21 protein-coding genes and 1 other annotated feature are annotated in these 18,309 nt (G+C 39.4%); of the genes, 9 read left to right on the top strand and 12 right to left on the bottom strand.

Translation table 11 applies throughout. The features are described from left to right. Positions 1–161 precede the first annotated feature (161 nt). The 3 genes from RUH74_RS01175 to RUH74_RS01165 all read left to right on the top strand — a co-directional run bounded on the left by RUH74_RS01175 (position 162) and on the right by RUH74_RS01165 (position 2,355). Positions 162–1,067, top strand: a complete 906-nt coding sequence (locus RUH74_RS01175; RefSeq protein ID WP_313798408.1) for a hydroxymethylglutaryl-CoA lyase — start codon at positions 162–164, stop codon at positions 1,065–1,067. A gap of 70 nt (positions 1,068–1,137) precedes the next feature. After that, positions 1,138–1,269, top strand: a complete 132-nt coding sequence (locus tag RUH74_RS01170) for a hypothetical protein (RefSeq protein ID WP_313798407.1) — start codon at positions 1,138–1,140, stop codon at positions 1,267–1,269. 165 nt (positions 1,270–1,434) lie between these two features. Continuing rightward, the gene (locus RUH74_RS01165; protein WP_313798406.1) at positions 1,435–2,355 is read left to right on the top strand and encodes an alpha/beta hydrolase; all 921 of its coding nucleotides are present in this window, start codon (positions 1,435–1,437) and stop codon (positions 2,353–2,355) included. A 23-nt stretch (positions 2,356–2,378) separates the two neighbouring features. Here the strand turns inward: RUH74_RS01165 and RUH74_RS01160 are convergent, their stop codons facing one another. From RUH74_RS01160 to RUH74_RS01145, 4 genes are all read right to left on the bottom strand, one after another. Continuing rightward, positions 2,379–2,912 carry a hypothetical protein gene (locus RUH74_RS01160; protein WP_313798405.1) on the bottom strand — a complete coding sequence of 178 codons (534 nt, stop codon included), beginning with the start codon at positions 2,910–2,912 and terminating at the stop codon, positions 2,379–2,381. Positions 2,913–3,006: 94 nt separating this feature from the next. Then, a complete protein-coding gene (locus RUH74_RS01155) occupies positions 3,007–3,939 on the bottom strand; it encodes a hypothetical protein (RefSeq protein ID WP_313798404.1) in 933 nt (310 codons plus the stop codon). Beyond that, complete coding sequence (locus RUH74_RS01150) at positions 3,926–4,447, bottom strand: RNA polymerase sigma factor (RefSeq protein WP_313798403.1); 522 nt, start codon at positions 4,445–4,447, stop codon at positions 3,926–3,928. The genes RUH74_RS01155 and RUH74_RS01150 overlap by 14 nt, the downstream gene beginning before the upstream one ends. Positions 4,448–4,589: 142 nt before the next feature. Then, the gene (locus RUH74_RS01145; protein WP_313798402.1) at positions 4,590–4,922 is read right to left on the bottom strand and encodes an iron-sulfur cluster biosynthesis family protein; all 333 of its coding nucleotides are present in this window, start codon (positions 4,920–4,922) and stop codon (positions 4,590–4,592) included. Positions 4,923–5,049: 127 nt separating this feature from the next. On the opposite strand from RUH74_RS01145, the gene RUH74_RS01140 reads away from it, so the two are divergent. Further along, entirely contained in the window at positions 5,050–5,262 is a 213-nt protein-coding gene (locus tag RUH74_RS01140; RefSeq protein WP_313798401.1) for a CDGSH iron-sulfur domain-containing protein, read from the top strand. A 31-nt stretch (positions 5,263–5,293) separates the two neighbouring features. Here the strand turns inward: RUH74_RS01140 and RUH74_RS01135 are convergent, their stop codons facing one another. The 3 genes from RUH74_RS01135 to RUH74_RS01125 form a co-directional block, all read right to left on the bottom strand. Beyond that, entirely contained in the window at positions 5,294–5,455 is a 162-nt protein-coding gene (locus RUH74_RS01135; RefSeq protein WP_313798400.1) for a hypothetical protein, read from the bottom strand. Between the two features lie 74 nt (positions 5,456–5,529). Then, entirely contained in the window at positions 5,530–5,862 is a 333-nt protein-coding gene (locus RUH74_RS01130; RefSeq protein ID WP_313798399.1) for a YolD-like family protein, read from the bottom strand. Positions 5,863–5,881: 19 nt separating this feature from the next. Further along, positions 5,882–7,141 carry a Y-family DNA polymerase gene (locus tag RUH74_RS01125; RefSeq protein ID WP_313798398.1) on the bottom strand — a complete coding sequence of 420 codons (1,260 nt, stop codon included), beginning with the start codon at positions 7,139–7,141 and terminating at the stop codon, positions 5,882–5,884. Between the two features lie 163 nt (positions 7,142–7,304). On the opposite strand from RUH74_RS01125, the gene RUH74_RS01120 reads away from it, so the two are divergent. Continuing rightward, positions 7,305–7,505, top strand: a complete 201-nt coding sequence (locus RUH74_RS01120; RefSeq protein ID WP_313798397.1) for a YqzH family protein — start codon at positions 7,305–7,307, stop codon at positions 7,503–7,505. Between the two features lie 29 nt (positions 7,506–7,534). Here the strand turns inward: RUH74_RS01120 and RUH74_RS01115 are convergent, their stop codons facing one another. Both RUH74_RS01115 and RUH74_RS01110 read right to left on the bottom strand, forming a co-directional pair. Beyond that, positions 7,535–8,329, bottom strand: a complete 795-nt coding sequence (locus tag RUH74_RS01115; RefSeq protein WP_313798396.1) for an SDR family NAD(P)-dependent oxidoreductase — start codon at positions 8,327–8,329, stop codon at positions 7,535–7,537. 26 nt (positions 8,330–8,355) lie between these two features. Continuing rightward, on the bottom strand, positions 8,356–9,315 hold the full coding sequence (locus RUH74_RS01110; protein WP_313798395.1) for an MBL fold metallo-hydrolase: 960 nt from the start codon (positions 9,313–9,315) through the stop codon (positions 8,356–8,358). Positions 9,316–9,611: 296 nt separating this feature from the next. Here RUH74_RS01110 and tagU point away from each other — a divergent pair, with 296 nt between their 5' ends. From tagU to namA, 3 genes are all read left to right on the top strand, one after another. Further along, positions 9,612–10,541, top strand: coding sequence for a polyisoprenyl-teichoic acid--peptidoglycan teichoic acid transferase TagU (gene tagU / locus RUH74_RS01105; protein ID WP_313798394.1), 930 nt, complete (start codon positions 9,612–9,614; stop codon positions 10,539–10,541). A gap of 370 nt (positions 10,542–10,911) precedes the next feature. Further along, a complete protein-coding gene (gene proC / locus RUH74_RS01100; protein ID WP_313798393.1) occupies positions 10,912–11,742 on the top strand; it encodes a pyrroline-5-carboxylate reductase in 831 nt (276 codons plus the stop codon). A 192-nt stretch (positions 11,743–11,934) separates the two neighbouring features. After that, entirely contained in the window at positions 11,935–12,957 is a 1,023-nt protein-coding gene (gene namA, locus RUH74_RS01095) for an NADPH dehydrogenase NamA (RefSeq protein ID WP_313798392.1), read from the top strand. 42 nt (positions 12,958–12,999) lie between these two features. Here namA and RUH74_RS01090 read toward each other — a convergent pair whose 3' ends face one another. Beyond that, positions 13,000–14,340, bottom strand: a complete 1,341-nt coding sequence (locus RUH74_RS01090) for a sodium-dependent transporter (protein WP_313798391.1) — start codon at positions 14,338–14,340, stop codon at positions 13,000–13,002. Between the two features lie 85 nt (positions 14,341–14,425). After that, positions 14,426–14,642, bottom strand: a binding site (T-box leader). A gap of 72 nt (positions 14,643–14,714) precedes the next feature. Next, on the bottom strand, positions 14,715–15,647 hold the full coding sequence (rnz, locus tag RUH74_RS01085; protein ID WP_313798390.1) for a ribonuclease Z: 933 nt from the start codon (positions 15,645–15,647) through the stop codon (positions 14,715–14,717). 233 nt (positions 15,648–15,880) lie between these two features. On the opposite strand from rnz, the gene zwf reads away from it, so the two are divergent. After that, complete coding sequence (gene zwf / locus RUH74_RS01080; protein ID WP_396229757.1) at positions 15,881–17,350, top strand: glucose-6-phosphate dehydrogenase; 1,470 nt, start codon at positions 15,881–15,883, stop codon at positions 17,348–17,350. 72 nt (positions 17,351–17,422) lie between these two features. Here zwf and RUH74_RS01075 read toward each other — a convergent pair whose 3' ends face one another. Beyond that, the gene (locus RUH74_RS01075) at positions 17,423–18,277 is read right to left on the bottom strand and encodes a hypothetical protein (protein ID WP_313798388.1); all 855 of its coding nucleotides are present in this window, start codon (positions 18,275–18,277) and stop codon (positions 17,423–17,425) included. Positions 18,278–18,309: the final 32 nt, after the last annotated feature.

The following is an 18,309-nucleotide window of genomic DNA, read 5'->3' as shown; positions in this document are numbered from 1 at the left end:
TTCCCCACCCTTTCACAATCCGTTTCAATGCTACTATTTCGAGAAAAATCGCAAAAACCCTTTTATTATGTCAAAATTTCTATTATTCTTGCTTTTTAAAAAACAAATTGAATAAAATAATCGTATATACCCTTATAAACTATGAGACTGGAGAGGAAAACATGACGCTGCAATTGCCTGCTAAAGCAACAATTATTGAAGTTGGTCCGCGTGATGGACTGCAAAACGAAAAATCCTTTGTGCCCACAGAAATTAAAAAGGAGTTTATCAGGGGATTGAGAAGCGCTGGTTTAACAGAAATGGAGCTTACATCTTTCGTTTCGCCAAGATGGGTTCCGCAAATGGGTGATGCTGCTGAAATTGTTGCTGGCTGTCTTGATAATGAAACACGCAACATTGTTTTAGCGCCAAACCGAAAAGGAATTGAAAGAGTTTATATGACTGATTGCAAGGCCGTGGCTGTGTTCGTTGGGGTCAGTAATACGTTCAACCGGAAGAATATCAACAAATCTACGAAGGAAAGCATGACCGAGCTCCTCCCGATTATCGGCGAGTTAAAAGAAAAAGGTTATTTTGTCCGTGCTTGCATTTCAACTGCCTTTTACTGCCCATATGAAGGAAAAATCAAGCCGGAAGATACTTTGGATTTATGCCGACAATTCGTTGACGCAGGGGTTGATGAGCTGAGTGTAGCCGATACGATCGGAAAGGCTGCACCACATGAATCGTTTGCTTTGTTCAGCAGCTTGAAGAGGGAATTTGCGGATACCTTGCTGACTGCTCATTTTCACGATACGAGAAAACTTGCCCTTACTAATATCTTTGCTGCTTTGCAAGCCGGGATTGACCGGTTTGATACTTCAGCAGGCGGTCTTGGCGGGTGTCCATTTGCTCCCGGAGCGGCAGGAAATGCGGCAACAGAAGATGTGGTCTACATGCTTGAGCGAATGGGTATTCAGACAAATGTTAATTTAGAAAAATTAGTTGAGGCAATTTCGATAGTCGAGCCACATCTGTCCCATTCGATTGAAAGTACGTATTATCAACTCCAGCAACAAAATGGTTAGGGCATGAATAATCTCTCGCTCGATAATCCATCTTATTAGGTGAACCATACTTGAAGGGGGATCATACGAAATGAGCCGGAAACGGGATAAGGGCTTTAGCCAAAAGGGCAAGCCTAATAGTAATACAGTGAATCAGACAATTGCTGCCGAAGAATTAGAAAAGGCCATTCATCCGACGAAGCGTCAAAATTCAGAGCAATGAGCTGGCGGGAGTGATTGGCTCCCTTTTTGTCTTTTTCTCTGGAGTTCGGTAGCCAATCACAGTATTGGCTGCCAACATTCTTTCTTCTTCCCTTTAAGTCGAGTTCATGTTTCAATCTCATCCAAAATGGTAAAATAAAGTAAAAAGGTTACCAGGAGGATGGACATGAAAAGACTTCTTCGTTTTACTCGGTACTTTGTATCTCTCCTTCTCTTTTTCACATCAATCGGTGTTTATTTTACGAACCGGCTTATGTATATGAGGAAGAAAGAAGATCAATTTATTGTGGATCGGGAACAGGAAGCGGGGCGGCTTGATTTAATGAAATATGAAGGACTTCCGAAAAAAGAAGTTCTCATTCCTTCACCGTTTGGTTACAACCTTAAAGCGATCATTATCGAACCGCACGAAAATGATCGCTATATCATTATTGCTCATGGAGTAACGGAAAATAAAATGAACTCCATAAAATATATGAATCTTTTTTTAGAGCGCGGATTTAATGCAGTGATTTACGATCATCGCCGCCATGGGGAGTCTGGCGGAAAAACGACAAGCTTTGGCCACTATGAAAAGTTCGACTTAAAAACCATTGTAGACTGGCTTAAGAAAGAACATGGCCCGGACATCGAGATAGGAATCCACGGAGAATCGATGGGGGCAGCAACGATGCTGCTATATGCGGGTATGCTTGAGGATGGTGCAGATTTTTATATTGCAGACTGTCCTTTTTCTGACTTTGAGGAACAGCTTGCTTATCAAATAAAGAAAGAATTGCGGCTGCCTCCAAGGCTTATTCTCTCTGTGGGTGATTTATTTTTACGCATGCGGCAGAAATATTCAATTAAAGATGTCTCCCCCATATCAGTCATCGAAAATATTCAACGCCCAATTCTCTTTATTCATAGTAAGAAGGATGATTTTATTTTACCAACAATGTCCGAAGCCTTATATAAATTAAAAAAAGGCCCCAAAAAGCTCTTTTTAGCCTCCAACGGGGTTCATGCACAGTCCTTGAACGAAAATAAAGATGATTACGAAAAGGTGATTGATGAGTTTTTAGAGGAATATGTTTTTCATAAATAATGAGGCCTTATACGGCCTCCTCTCTAGTTTAGCAGCTCTACTCCTCTTTCATTCCCCGATAAGCCCCTGGCAGATTCATAATCCCCCACTTTAATAAAATAGCGCCCACTTTCTTTTTTTATCACGTATGCCCTTTCCAATCCTTCATTCCCGATCACTTCAACACTGTTAATGCTATTGTCTTCTATTTTCCCATAAATAACAGGGATTTTGTTTTCTAATTCACCATCGCCATTATAATCGTAAAAAATATTTTTAAAGACCTTCAGACGGTCATCTTTATCATCATTCCAATGATTGTGCCCCGCATTCTCCCATCCGTCCCGATCGTTCCCTTTTAAAAAGGCAACTGTGACCGCATCAAATTCCTCTCTCTTTTCATTTTTTTGCCTTGTTGCATATAACAGAATAACGCCATCCTTCACTTTTTCTGTATGTATAACTTCTTTTACATTAAATGGGATGTCCTCTTCAATTACCTGATTCATCGGCACTGCCCTGCAGGCTGTCAGCAATAGCATCACTGTTAGCAATACGACAATCCATTTCTGATTCACTTAGTTCCCTCCACTTTAGCAACATCTTTACCATTAAATGTTGGTGAGGGAGGGAACATGCCTGTTTTTTGTAAATTTCGGATAAAGAACTCGATTAATTTAAAATGGTCTTGGCAATCGCGAGTAACGCTGCTTTTTCCTCCTCTTCATCAAAGTCATCTTCTCGCCACGAAGTAGAAATGGAGATTAAGAATTTCTGGGAGTCACCTTCTTTGATAAAATAAATCATATGGTCACCATATAAAAAGTTTGTTCCATCTTCTGTTAGTTGAGTGTAGCCAGCCAGATTTCCTGTCGTAAGCATTTGCTCACTTCCTGGTCGAATCATCATTTGAATTTTTCTTCCCTCTTCTACATTCATACCCTTACTCTCATAGTGAAGATTAATATCCGAAACTTCAGTTGTTAACTTTCCATCCTTAATGATATATTCTAAATTTTTCTCTTTTGCCTCTTTATACATGTCTTCAGACAAATTCGCATTACTCTTCGGAACATCATAATACATAGTTCCTGCTTTTAGTACTAAATCACTGGGTATTTCATTCTTTAAATGGAGAAATTCTCTAATATCAGCTGGTAATTGCTCCACATTTTCAATTTTCTCTCCATTTATTAACATTGTTAATGCGTACCCGCCAATCTCTTCATAAGCTTCCTTTACTAAAAAATATTTAAATTGGCCTTTAGGGATGTCTTTCTGTATTTCTTCCATTACTTCTTCGTACTTGCTATAAATTTCACTATACGTACGATTTGGCTCCACTTCCTCCTCCGTCATTGTTCTTACCTCAAACACTTGATTCCCCTCAGAGTCAAAAAATTTCCAACCCGTGTAGTTAACTGCCGCTGCGATCGATACAGAAATACAAGCTGTAAGAACGATGGTAATAAATGAGGCTCTCAGAAATATCGGCGTCTTTTTGCGTGTTATAGCATTGGTAGCCACATCTTTTATTACCGGGATGGTCTGACTTTTTAATCGCCTCTCAAATTCTTCGTACGATTGAATTTTATCCTTCATCATGCATCCTCCTTTCGATTACTTTTTGTATTTTCAGCTTTAGACGTTCAAAGCGTTTTCTTGCCGTGGCAGCGTTAATCCCTAGAATGATTGCTATCTCTGAAAAATCTCTATCCTCAATAATTCTGAGCACAATGAGTGCTCTTTCCTTTGGCTTTAATTTTGACAGTATGTAATTAAGCTCAAAATCATGATGTGAATCATTCATGCTTTCCTTTTCTTTCCCGGTAAAAGGAATAAATTCAATCAAACTCTTTTTTCTAAGTTTATTTAAACAATGGTTGTAAGCGATTTTATAAAGCCAAGCCCGCCGGTTATCAATTTCTATCATTCTTTTGCTTTGATAGGCTTTTAGAAATACTTCCTGTACCGCATCCTCTGCATCATGAGGATTTCTTAAAATGTTATAGCAATAAATATAAATAGGCTGTTGGTACTGCTTCAATAACTCTTCGATGCTCGTTTCTTCGTTTAACTCTTCCAGCCTATATTCCGTTCTATTTATATACATAGTGTCTCACCTCCCGTTCTTTTTCTTTCGTTCTATCTATTAAGACACATGATTGACCGCTTATGTGACATTTTCCAGAAAATAAAAAATGAAACTTCTTAGAGAGATCCCTTGCCAGAAGTTTCACTTTATGATTAGTTATTTAATAGTCTGTCCTGTCATACAAACTCATTCTTGGATTCAAATATTGATTCGGGCTTTTTAATTGAAAGCAGTTTGCCTTTTCCGAGAAATCGATTGTCATTGTTTCCTCAAAAAAGACTTCCTTTGATTTTTCAATATAAATACTGCCTATATTCGTATGAATCTCATAGTCATCATCCTCTAGCTCATTTACGAGCCATAGAGCTGATACACCGCTGACCACACATCCGCAGCCTTCTGTATCGTATTTAAGCTTTAAGTGGCTGCTATTTTTACCGGATCTTTTCACTTTTATTTTATTTGCTGCTGCTTCGGTTACGATAATTTCCAATTATATAACCTCCTCTACCTCTTCATTTTATCATAACTCGCTATGTTCGCTCCCTCTATTGCTTTTTTTCCATTTTCCCTTTAACATGAAAGGAAAATGTGTCAACTTTGTGAAATGGGGGATATTTATGTCAAAGGTTACAATTAAAGTGAATGATAATGGGTCGTTCCGTATTACTGGCGATGTTGAGCTTGTTGACGCGGAAGGAAATCCGTTCGTTACGAAGCCAACATTTTCGCTTTGCCGTTGTGGTAGAACGTCGAATGCTCCATTTTGTGATGGAAGCCATAAAGGAGTATTTGAATCTGTTGTTCGTGCACCGAAGCCTTCTGAAGAATAGATTCATATAATTATAAGGAAAAAGCGGGGAGTCACCCCCGCTTTTTCTGATCATTTCCTGCCTTTGCAGGAGTCACTTGTTCCCCACCGATTATTCCTTGGAGATTTTCCCGATCCATCGTCGTGCGGTCCTCCCCTGCCCCTGGAGCCATATTCAACATGGGCAGCTGCTCAAGTTCTTTTCCTCTTGGCAAAATGAATCACCCCCTTCATATTAAGGTGCTTCAATCAATGGAAAACTACCCCTTCTTCTTACCGTTTTTCGCTTTTAATCCGTAAACCGTACATCGGCTATCTCGGAAATTCGAATTTGGTGTACCTCCCCAAAGCGATCAACAATATGGACTCTATGATTGATTTCATCCCAATAATGAATGTTCCCAATGACGAGATGGTAATTTTTATGCTGATAATAGGTCAGTGTCACTGCCTTTCCATATTCCATCGCCTCGGAAATGCAATCATTCATGCTTTCTAATGCTTGCTCGTCGATTTCCCGCTTTTGTTCATGTCTATCTTCCTCGGCCCAGTCTCTCAGTAATTTTACATGTTCAGGAAGCATCATTGCTGTCCATTTTATTCTGCCGCGATCCCGAATCATTTAATTAATCCTCCCTTATCTACATTTTATGGCCGCCAACAAGTGTTGCCCGGTGCTTAGCAGTTCCCGCACTTGTATAAGAAACAGCCCTTAAAAGAACCCCAGCTCCAAATTTAGAGCGGATATGATCAACTGTGTAACCTAACTCCCGCTTCTTCCAGCCATTCGTATCAAAAAGATTTAGCTGCATTTCCGTATCATCCACAAGCTTGCTAAGAGAAATAGAAATCTGTCGAACGGTTTTCCCTTCATAATGCTTGTGAAAAAGCTTTAAACAGACACCGTAAATATCCATCGTGATATTCGTCGGCTCATCCATTGTTTGGGAACGATAAAAACCGCCGCCAAATTCATCTTGGCTATAGCTGATGCCCAAACTAACAGTGCGTGCAGCTTTTCGGTGGTCTCGTGCCCTTCTTGCTACCTCCTCACACATCTCCAAGATAACAGCCTTGATTTCATGTTCTTCTTTGTAATCCCGCAACAGAATTTGACTTTTTCCAAAGCTGATTTGGCCTTCCATAATCGGTGCACCTAAATCAGAAAAATCAACTCCCCATGCATGATGGTACAGCTGATTGCCCATAACCCCGAATTTTTTTTCCAGTTTTTCCAAATCATAATTCGCTAACTGTCCAACTGAAAAGATCCCCATCCCATTCAGCGTTTTTTCTACACGGCGACCGATTCCCCACATTTCCCTTAAAGGCGAAACCTTCCATAGCTTTGTTTGAACATCCTCGTATGTCCATTCAACAATTTCTTTCGTTTTTGCTTCTAAATCAAGCACAAGCTTTGCCATCAGCATGTTTGGTCCAATTCCAATCGCACATGGCAATTGAAACTCCCGTTCAATATCATTCTTTATTTTCCTAGCAATTGTAAAAGCATCCCCCCACAAATGAAGGACACTATCCACTTTAATAAAACTCTCATCCACACTGTACACATGAATGTCCTCCTTCGGGACATAACGATTAAACACACGTGTAATTTCAGTAGCTACTCTTAAATACGTTGCCATTTTCGGTTCGTCAATGATGATGCGCGGATCATTTGGCACTTCAAAAAGGCGAGCGCCTGTCTTTATCCCAAATACCTTTTTCATCTGAGGAGACGCCGCCAATACGACACTCCCCTTTCGCTCCTGATTGCCAGCAACGACAAGATAGCACTTAAGCGGATCAAGCCCTCGCATGACAGCCGAGCAGCTTGCATAAAAACTTTTCATATCAACACACAGAATTTTGTTCTTTGGCATCATGCTGTAATCAATCATATATGTCATCTCCTAAAACCAAAAGGAACATTTGTTCTGATTATAACCATAATATTAGACGAATATACGTTCGTTTACAACGAAAATTTATCGACCAATTTCTTGAAATTAAAGAGCTATATCCATTCTTGGCATGTATAATCTTGTAGAAGGGGGCAAGGAAATGAACCGAAAACTTATTTTAAAAATGGTACAGAATTGCTTAAAGCAATACAATGAGGAAGGCGATTCACTCACAATAAACAGCAGAACATTTGAGGAAATTTATAATAAAATTGTTGCGGCAAAAAAAGAGGAAGATGATTTGCACGATATTGTTAACGATGTTGTTTATGGCTACATAACGGATTCTCCTTATTTTTAGATACAAGAAAAACCGCCATAAACCGGCGGCTATTTTTGATCAAACGCTTTTCGACCTATCCGTTCGAACAAACGAGGAAAAAGAGCATAAACAATGCTTCCTGCATGCATCCAGCGCGGTAAATTAATTTCTCTAGTAGGAGTAAGCATGGAATCAACAACTTTTTTGGCCACATATGCTGGTTTTAGCATGTATTTCTGTACATTTTTAACATATGTGCCTTTTTCATCAGCAATTGTAAAAAAGTCCGTTTCTATCGGTCCGGGATTAACGGCTGTTACATAGACATTCGTGCGGGCAAGCTCCATACGAAGGCTGTTTGTGTACCCGAGTACTGCATGCTTCGTTGCGGAATATACACTTGATTTTGGCGTCGCAATTTTCCCAGCCTGGGAAGCAATATTAATAATGTGTCCGCTTCGCTGCTGCCTCATTTTTGGCAGCACCATACTCGTACAAGCCATCAAGCCGATAACGTTTACATCAAACATTCCTTTTATTTCATCCATTCTTACCTCATGAGCCTCACGGAAAATCCCGAAACCGGCATTATTCACAAGAACATCGACATGATCAAGCTGAGCAAGGATGTTTGAAAAAACAGCCTGCACATCATCCATATTGGAAACATCAAGTTTATGTACATCTACTTGAACATGAAATCGATTTTCTAATTCGGTCTTCAAGGCATTCAGCTTTTCAAGATTTCGGGCGAGCAGCACAAGATTCGCCCCACTCCTGGCACAAAGCGCAGCCATTTCTACCCCAATTCCCCCTGACGCTCCAGTAATAATTATATTTCTATTTTTTAATCGATCAGACATGCAGTCCCCTCACTTTAACTTTAGAACTAAACATAATATAAAAATGCTTTCTCTTCCTTCTTTACATTAATTTCCCCGATTGCAAGCAAATAGTCAAGCTGAGCGATGGTCTCTGAAATAGTTAGAGAAAGCTCCTTTTCATAGACCATTGGAAAGAGCCGGCGGCAAATGTCAAAGACAGTAAGCGACTCTGCCTCAAGCCATTTTCTTACATTCATTGCTCTGTCGTGCTGGCGAGCCAGTCTTTTTTCAATCAGCGAATTCACCTGATAAATATCATCGCCATGTCCCGAATAGACAAGCTGAATCGGAAGCTTTGAAAGCTTCCTTAATGATTCATTATATTGTAATTGAGGTTTTGGGCGCACCATTTCGCCTGGAAGAGGCGGTTCTAATAAGGGGTTCGGCGAGATATGGGCAAGCAAGTGATCTCCGCCTATATATACACCGTCCTTTTCCCTTAGTAGACCGATATGGCTCTGGGCATGCCCCGGTGTTTCAACAACCCTCCATTCCCCAAGACCAAAAGGGGTATCCCCTTCGGCCAGTTCACCAGTAAGTGAGCGATGGCATGCAAAACGCAGCGTTTTTTTCAATGCCCCAATCAATGGAAAATATTGTTCTGGTATGCCAAATTCCCCAAAAAGCTGAAGATAAAATTCGTCATGTGCCTTTAGAAACTGGTCCGTACGAGATATCCATCTTTGATTATATCGATGACCATACACTTCCAAAACTGGTGAAAAATAATCTAAAAGACCAGAATGATCCGGATGATGATGGGTTAGCACGACCTGCTCAATAGCATCTGTTGTTAATTCTAACTCTTTCAGCTGCTCGATCAATGCTTGCCACGCCTCATCTGTTTTCGGCCCAACATCAACGAGCGTCAGTCTCTCTCCTTTCACCACATATACATTTACATCTCCGACTGGAAAAGGGGTCGGGATAATTATTTTTGCAATGCCATCTTTCCACTCTGCCATTTTTCCAACTCCTCAAAAAATTACTATATCTCGATAGAAATATCTTCACGTATTTTTGCTAACTGTCGTGTATATAAATAAGTGTAACCCTCTTTTAAGCAATTGTCATTATTTTCACATAATTAAAAGTGCCAGGCACCGCTTTTGGACAAATGAAGCAGTTTTGTCCATGAGCAGTGGACACCACATTCAACTGAATATTCATATTTTTTATACAAGTCTTTCATGTTCTTTTGAAAGAATATCTGTTATATTCTTTATTAAAAAGACCTACCCTTTTAATGGAGGACAAGGAAATGAGATCTGAATCCAATAAGAAAAAAAGAACCTGGCTCAGAGTAGTTGGGATGATCATTTTATTCATGCTAATCGGTACTGGCGTATATGGATATTCAGTATATAAATCATTGACAGATGCGGTTGACACGATGCATCAGCCGATTGAAAGAGAACTATCTGAAAAAAGAATAGAAGAGATAACGTTTGAAAAAAAAGAGCCATTCTCTGTTCTAATGCTTGGGGTTGATGAACGTGAGGGAGACCGCGGGCGTTCTGATACAATGATTGTCTTAACTGTTAACCCAAATCTTCATTCCATCAAAATGCTCAGCATTCCGCGTGATACGAGAACAGAAATTGTTGGCCGTGGAACAGAAGATAAAATAAATCATGCCTATGCATTTGGCGGGGTTGAAATGTCAATGGCAACCGTAGAAGATTTCTTGGATATTCCCATTGATTACTACTTGCAAATTAATATGGAAGGCTTCAAGGATATCGTCGATTCTGTTGGTGGAGTGACTGTAAACAATGATTTAGACTTTACCGTTAATGGAAAACATTTTCCTAAAGGCGAAATCACTTTAAATGGAAGAGAAGCATTAATGTTTTCACGTATGAGATACGAGGATGCTAGAGGAGATTTTGGCCGTCAGCTAAGGCAGAGAGAAGTGATCCAGGCAGTTATTAATAAAGGAGCAAGTCTTTCATCCTTAACAAAATATCAGAAGATTTTTAGTGCATTAGGAAAAAATATTAAGACGAACCTTATTTTCAACGAAATGGCCGATATTCAGAAAAATTACCGCCATGCTGCAAAAACGGTCGAACAATTGTCTATTGAAGGTGATGGGAAATTAATCAAAGATATTTATTATTTTATTGTGCCTGACGAAGAAAAACAGAGGGTTCAGGGTGAATTAAGAAAGCATTTGGAATTACAATAACAAAAGACTATTTTCTGTTTATTTAAATAATTAATCCTTGACAACCATGCTTGTCCACCTTCATAATCACTATTAATATCTTTAAATTGAAAATAGCGATGAGTAAGACCAGTAAATGGAAAAAGGCGAAAGAGAGTGAAGCTCAATAGGCTGAAAGGCTTCACCGTCCACTTGACCATTGAACCTATCTTATGAGCGGTTAGGTAAACCTAAACGTGTTTTCCGGCGTTAACGGAGTTGAGATGCCTTTTTGCAATGTTATAAAAGGGTAATTGAAGGTGGTACCGCGAAAAGCTTAGTCCTTTCGTCCTTTACAGGATGGAAGGGCTTTTTTATTTACTATTATTCATTCATACAGGAGGAGTACGAAATGGAGAAGTTAGCAGTCATTGGTGCAGGCTCCATGGCGGAGGCTTTAATAGCTGGCATCGTAAATAATAAACTCATGGATAGCAGGCAAATTTGGGTTACTAACAAAACAGATCATGAAAAACTAATATCCTTACAAAATCAATATAATGTACAAACAACCTATGATTTAGATGAATTTTTTCAAAATGTTAGCCTTGTTATTTTAGCAATGAAACCAAAGGATGCAGCTGAGGCAATTGCGCATATTAAAAAGTACCTCACAGAAGATATGCTTATTATTTCGGTATTGGCTGGCGTATCGATAAACAGTATTGAAATGCTCGCAGAAAAACCTTTGGCTATCGTAAGAGCGATGCCCAATACATCAGCAGCAGTCGGAAAATCGGCTACTGCTCTCGCGATAAATCAGAAAGTATCAGCTGGCCAGATGAATCTAGTATCAAAAATGTTCGCAACTGTCGGCGTAACAGCAATCGTTGAAGAAGAGCAGCTCGATGCCGTCACCGGTTTGTCTGGTAGTGGTCCAGCCTATATTTACTATCTGGCGGAAGCAATGGAAAAAAGCGCAATCGATATTGGACTTGAAAAAAGAGTTGCAAAAGAATTCATCGTACAAACATTGCTAGGAGCAGCGGAAATGCTATCTAAATCAGCAAAAGAACCTGATCAGCTTCGGAAGGAAGTAACAAGTCCTGGCGGAACAACAGAAGCTGGATTAAAGGTATTGGAAAACTATCGAGTACAACATGCCTTTATTGATTGCATTAAAGAGGCAACTGCCCAGTCTAAGCGGCTAGGCGATAATATTCGTGCAGGGATGAAGGTGTAACTGCAGTATTTTTAAATTTTGCAAATTACCTATTTTTCTTGCAAATTCATTCGATAATTTTGCCATTCTGTTTTTTTCTGCAAATTCCATTATAGTTTTGCCAATCTTCAAGTTAAGCTACTTCTTTTTCATTTTAAGAAGCGATTGTTATACTAGAGAAAAGCACCATACAGAAAGAAGGAGGTTTTTCTAATGGAAGCAAAGCTATTTACCCCTTTCACAATTAAAAATACAACCATTAAAAATCGGATTGTCATGGCACCGATGTGCATGTATTCGTGCCCAAACGAGGATGGCATGGTGGAGAATTGGCATAAGACACATTATACAAGCCGTGCTGTCGGTCAGGTTGGATTGATTATTTTAGAAGCAACTGCTGTTACGCCACAAGGCCGGATTTCCCCAAATGACTTAGGGATTTGGAGCGATGACCATATTTCCGGGTTAAAGGAACTCACTGATTTAATGAAGGAACATGGAGCAACAACAGGCATTCAGCTTGCCCATGCTGGCCGAAAAGCAGTGCTCGAGGGTGAAATCCTTGCACCTTCCGCTCTAGCCTTCAATGAAAAAATGAAACAGCCAAAAGAAATGACAAGAGAGGAAATTCAGGAAACGATTGAAGCCTTTAAGCAAGGGGCAGAAAGAGCAAAAAAAGCCGGATTTGATATCATCGAAATCCATGGAGCGCATGGCTATCTCATTAATGAATTTCTATCCCCTCTTTCTAATCAGCGTACTGACGAATACGGCGGCTCTTCCGAAAATCGATATCGTTTCCTTCGCGAAGTCATTGAAGCAATTAAAACGGTATGGGATGGCCCGTTATTCGTTCGAGTATCTGCTCATGATTATCATGAAAAAGGCTTAACCGCTGAAGATTATGTCCAATTTGGCAGATGGATGAAAGAACAAGGAATTGACCTTATTGATGTTAGCTCCGGTGCAGTTGTTCCGGCAAGAATTCATACGTACCCTGGCTACCAGGTGAAGTTCTCCGAAATAATTAAAGAGAAAGCGGGTATTCCTACGGGTGCAGTAGGCTTAATTACAGCACCGCTGCATGCAGAAGAGATTCTCCAAAATGAGCGCGCTGATTTAATTTTCCTTGCTCGTGAGCTTCTGCGTGATCCATACTGGCCGCGAACCGCAGCAAAAGAGCTTGGCGTAGACCTTGAACCACCGAAGCAATATGAGCGCGGGTGGCTGTTTTAATAAAAAGCGGGATGGACACTTTTTGTCCATCCCGCTTTTTGTTTAGATTAAGTCCACCGTATCAAGGAAGACAATAATAATGACAAGAGGAACAACATATCTCATTAGGAAAAACCAAACTGTAAAAATAAAGTTCAAGCTTTTTTTCCCCTGAATCAGTTCACTTCTTAAAAGATCCTTCTTCATTTTAAACGAAACGAAAATAGAGATAAGTAAAGCCCCAATTGGCATCAATATATTGCTGACAAGAAAATCGGCACTGTCAAAAATGCTTTTTCCAAAAATTAAGATGTCAGATAATGTACTGTAAGATAAGGCTGAAGGGATGCCGACTACGAAAATCGCCGCTCCCATTAGCCAAGCCATTCGAGCCCTCCCTTTCCCCTTCTTATTCGTCAACGCCGCGACAACAATTTCAAGCATGGAAAAAGCAGATGTGAGCGTAGCGAATAAGAACAATGAAAGGAACAGCAGCAAAAATACTTTTCCAAAAACTATTTGGTCAAAGACAGACGGCAAAACAATAAATAATAATCCCGGACCAGCTGCTGGTTCAAACCCTAGAGAGAACACAGCTGGGAAAATGGCAAGTCCAGCTAAAATGGAGATGAATAGATTCATGACCACAATCGATAACGCTGGCTGCAGAAGGTTTTCCTTTTTTGATAAATAGGAGCTGTACGTTACCATAACCGAAACCCCAACACTCAATGAGAAAAACGATTGCCCCATCGCATAAAGGACACTTTCAGATGTTAGGCTTGAAAAATCAGGCTTTAAGAAAAAGGCAACACCATCCATCGCCCCGTCCAATGTCAAGGAGCGGATAATTAAAACAATGAATAATAAGAATAGAGCAGGCATTAAAATTTTGCTTATTTGCTCGATCCCTTTTTGCACGCCTCGTGCAACAACTGCAATGGTAATCATTAAAAAGATCCCTTGAGAAATGAGCACCTCAAGAGGCTTCGCAACCGAGCTTTCAAAAAATGCTCGATACCCTTCCGCCTCAGCAGGCATTCCTCCCGTAAAACCAGCAAATAAATATTTAATAATCCAGCCGCCAATTACACTATAAAATGATAGAAGAAGGAAACAAGTAAATACGCCTAAATAACCAATCCAATGCCATTTAGACTTCGGCGCAATCGTCTTGTATGCAGAAATTGCTTCCTTTCCTGTACTGCGCCCAATGACAAACTCACCTAGTAAAAGCGGGAACCCGATAAGCAAGGAAAAAATTAAAAATAATAATATAAATGCACCGCCACCGCTATTTCCTGTTACATAAGGAAGCTTCCAAATTGCTCCTAGTCCAATTGCTGAACCAGCAGAAGCTAGTATAAAGCCAATTTTTGAAGACCATTGTTCATTTTGCATCATCTGCTCCTCCTCTAGTTTCAAATAAGCATGATTCGTTCAGAAATTGGCCGATTTCTTACTAAAAACAAAAAAGCCACAGCTATCTAAAAGGGACGTGATTTTTTCACGCGGTACCACCCTTTTTGAAAGCATGTGACTTTCCACTTGACATGTTAACGGATTCTTCCGTTCTTCCTGCACAAATATGCAGCAAGAAAAAGCTCCAAGCTGAAATTCATCTTACCTTTGTATCAGTTTTCACCAACCACTGACTCTCTCTAACAGGGAAATAAGACTTAATAGATACTCTTCATAGCTTTATGAATATAATGTTTAGGTTTAAATGAGATTATAGTATGCATTTTTGGACAAGTCAATAAAATTATCGGAAAAATTCAATTTTCTTTACAGATTGGCAAAGCGATTTCTTTAAAATCCTCCGAGATAACAGTATTCTCAAAAATCATTTTTGCCTCTTCCTCAAGCTGATTCCAATCTGAGCGATCATATCTTGAGCTAATATGAGTTAAACACAGCTTTTTCACACTCGCAGCTTTGGCAATATGTGCAGCTTGAGTAGTTGTTGAGTGATAATAATCATATGCAAGCTTTTCTTCTCCAGTCGAGAACGTTGCTTCATGAACAAGCAAATCTGCATCTTTTGCTAATTGAATGGCAGCCTCGCATATTCTTGTATCTCCAAGAATCGTTACAATTCTCCCCTTTTGTGCAGGCCCTAAAAAAGCGCCAGGCTCAATCACATTTCCATTTTCAAGCTTAACAGACTCTCCATTTTTAATCTTTTTATAGAGTGGTCCTGGCTGTATCCCTGCTTCCATCAGCTTATTAGCAAGCAATGTACCTGGTCTGTCCTTTTCGATTACTCGAAAACCATACGTGGGAATGCCATGTTCAAGAAGTTTCGCCTCTACCTTAAATTCTTCATCCTCAAAAATGACTCCATCCTCGATTTCAATTATTTTCAGCGGATATTTCAAATAGGTCTGGCTAACAGATAGCGAGATATCAACAAACTCCCTTATCCCCTTTGGCCCATATAATACAACCTCTGACTCTCCTCCTTGAAAAGATCTGCTTGATAGGAGACCAGGAAGCCCGTAAATATGATCCCCGTGCAAATGGGTAATAAAAATTTTTTCAATTCTGCGCGGCTTAATCGATGTATGTAAAATTTGATGCTGGGTTGCTTCCCCACAGTCGAAAAGCCAGATTGCTCCCCGCTCTTCCAGCAATTTCAATGCAATTGAAGTAACATTTCGCAGCTTAGCAGGCATTCCTGCTCCCGTGCCTAAAAAAAAGACATCCATACAAAACTCCCCTTTAAAGCTTTAAATGTAAATTCGTGCTATATTGAATGTACTAACTATACCATATTATCTTTAATCAAAAACATTTGGATAGGAAGGATGTATTCGCGAAAAACTATATTTGTGAGATATTTATGATGAAAATCATCCTTTATTCTTTTATAATAAAAGAATTCTTGTTGAAAAGAGGGTCAAGAAACGTGATACATAATGAAAAACCAACTGCATTAATTATGATATTTGGCGCAACAGGAGATTTAGCTAAACGAAAATTATTCCCATCGCTTTATCGATTGTATCAAAAAGATAAGCTATCTGAACGATTTGCAGTAGTCGGTGTGGCAAGACGGGCACTCTCAAATGTAGAATTTCAATTAAGTGTGAAAGAATCGATTGAGACTGCTTCTGATAGAAGTGAAAATCTCGATGAGTTTATTTCTCACTTCCATTATCATTCACACGATGTCACAGATTCAAGCTCCTATTTATCCTTAAAACAAATGGCCTCTGATTTAGACAATCGCTATGGATTAGAAGGGAATCGAATCTTTTATTTAGCCATGGCGCCTGAATTTTTTGGGACGATTGCTGAGCATTTAAAATCAGATGGACTGACAGATGTAACAGGCTTTAAGCGGCTTGTCATTGAAAAGCCATTTGGCCATGATTTAGAATCAGCGAAGCAGCTAAATCAGCAAATTCGCAATGCTTTTTCAGAAAATGAAATTTATCGAATTGACCATTATTTAGGAAAAGAAATGGTACAAAATATTGAAGTAATCCGTTTTGCCAATGCAATTTTTGAACCATTATGGAATAATCGCTATATTTCTAATATCCAGGTTACATCAAGTGAAGTACTTGGTGTAGAAGAACGCGGACGTTACTATGAGACAAGCGGCGCGCTCCGAGATATGGTTCAAAACCATATGCTGCAAATGGTTGCTCTTCTCGCGATGGAACCGCCCATTCGCCTCACAACGGAAGAAATCAGGTCCGAAAAGGTGAAGGTTCTTCGTGCGATGCGTCCGTTAGAGGGAGAGGCTGTTACTAAACATTTTGTACGCGGGCAATATGGCAAAGGAAAAATCAATGAACAAGAAGTGCCTGCCTATCGGGATGAGCTGATGGTTGATCCTTCCTCTAATACGGAAACATTTGTAGCTGGGAAGCTATTAATCGATAATTTCCGCTGGGCTGGGGTGCCTATCTATATCCGTACAGGAAAAAGGATGGAGACGAAGTCAACGAAGATTGTCATTCAATTTAAGGATATCCCGATGAACTTGTACTACCAATCAGAGCAAACATTAAATCCAAATTTACTCGTTATCCACATTCAGCCTGGTGAAGGAATTTCACTTTATTTGAATGCTAAAAAGAGCGGACAGAATGTGGAGGCCACCCCTGTAAAATTGAACTTTGCCAATAAAGGAATTGATGGAATCAATACGCCAGAAGCATATGAAAAGCTATTATATGACTGCATGCGGGGAGATGCTACCAACTTTACCCATTGGGACGAAGTGGCCCTTTCTTGGAGCTTCGTCGATAAAATATCTGAAGTTTGGGAGTCGGAAAAAGCGGAAAACTTCCCGAACTACGAATCCGGAACGATGGGACCAAGAGAAGCAGATCAATTATTAGAAAAAGATGGATTCTTCTGGTGGCCAGTGACCGATTTAAATGTGGATAATTGCTAAATTAAATAAAAATAAGAACCCTTTTCAAATAAAATGAAAGGGGTTCTTATTTTTATATGTACTATACCTGCCTTATGATGGATTTCGAATGATAGGGACTATTTTTTCTTCAAATGCCTTCAACCCGCTTTTTGACATTTTTTCATCAAACGATTGCTCTAAATTTGCTGGATTTAGAAGTACATTTACCTCCTTAAACCCATCATCAAATTCCTGCATTGTCCTTTTTAAGGAACCATTATTTGATTGCATCGCTGCCTTCAATAGTTCATTTATTTTTTTACGGTCAGCAAAAGGAATAGTAGAAGATCCCTCGCTTAAAGCATTGATAATTTGCTGGTAATCATTCATCATATCAAATTCATTGAGACCATACTCATACATCATGGCATTATACTTAACACTTTCTTCTTTCATTGCCTTTAAGATTTCATCATCAAAATATCCATGCTCTCTCGTAGCAAAACGCTGCAAATGGCCTAACTTATTAATAAACCCCTCAATTCGTATACTGTTTCCTAACGCGTGTGTTGTGTATTGAATAACCTTTTCAACAGATGATTCCAGATTGGGATGCTTACTAACTAGATTTGTTTTATATTTTGATAACAAGGATACTACTTCTTTGTACGGAGTCATATTTTTCCGCATCTGCGGAACCATTTCCTGCATTGCCCCATGGATCATCGTATTAAATCTAATTAAAGAAAGAGCCGGGGCTTTTGCCTGTACAAAGGGAATAATATTCCCTTTGTAGTCTAGAATCAAATAACCTGTAATTCCTTTAAGGACCTGCTCATATAAAGTTAAAAAATAATAATCTTTTCCGTCAAAATAGGCAAAATCCCACATATCCCATTTTTCAAATATTTTTTTGTACTGTTTGATATTTTTTTCGTGTAGTTTGGTAGGCTTTGTGTCTATCAATATTGCAACTCACTCCTTATATAACAATCATC

The organism is Cytobacillus sp. (assembly GCF_032154635.1).
Taxonomy (GTDB): Bacteria; Bacillota; Bacilli; order Bacillales; family Cytobacillaceae; genus Cytobacillus.
The sequence above is the reverse complement of the archived record's forward strand: the minus strand, read 5'-3'. Positions and strand labels throughout refer to the sequence as shown.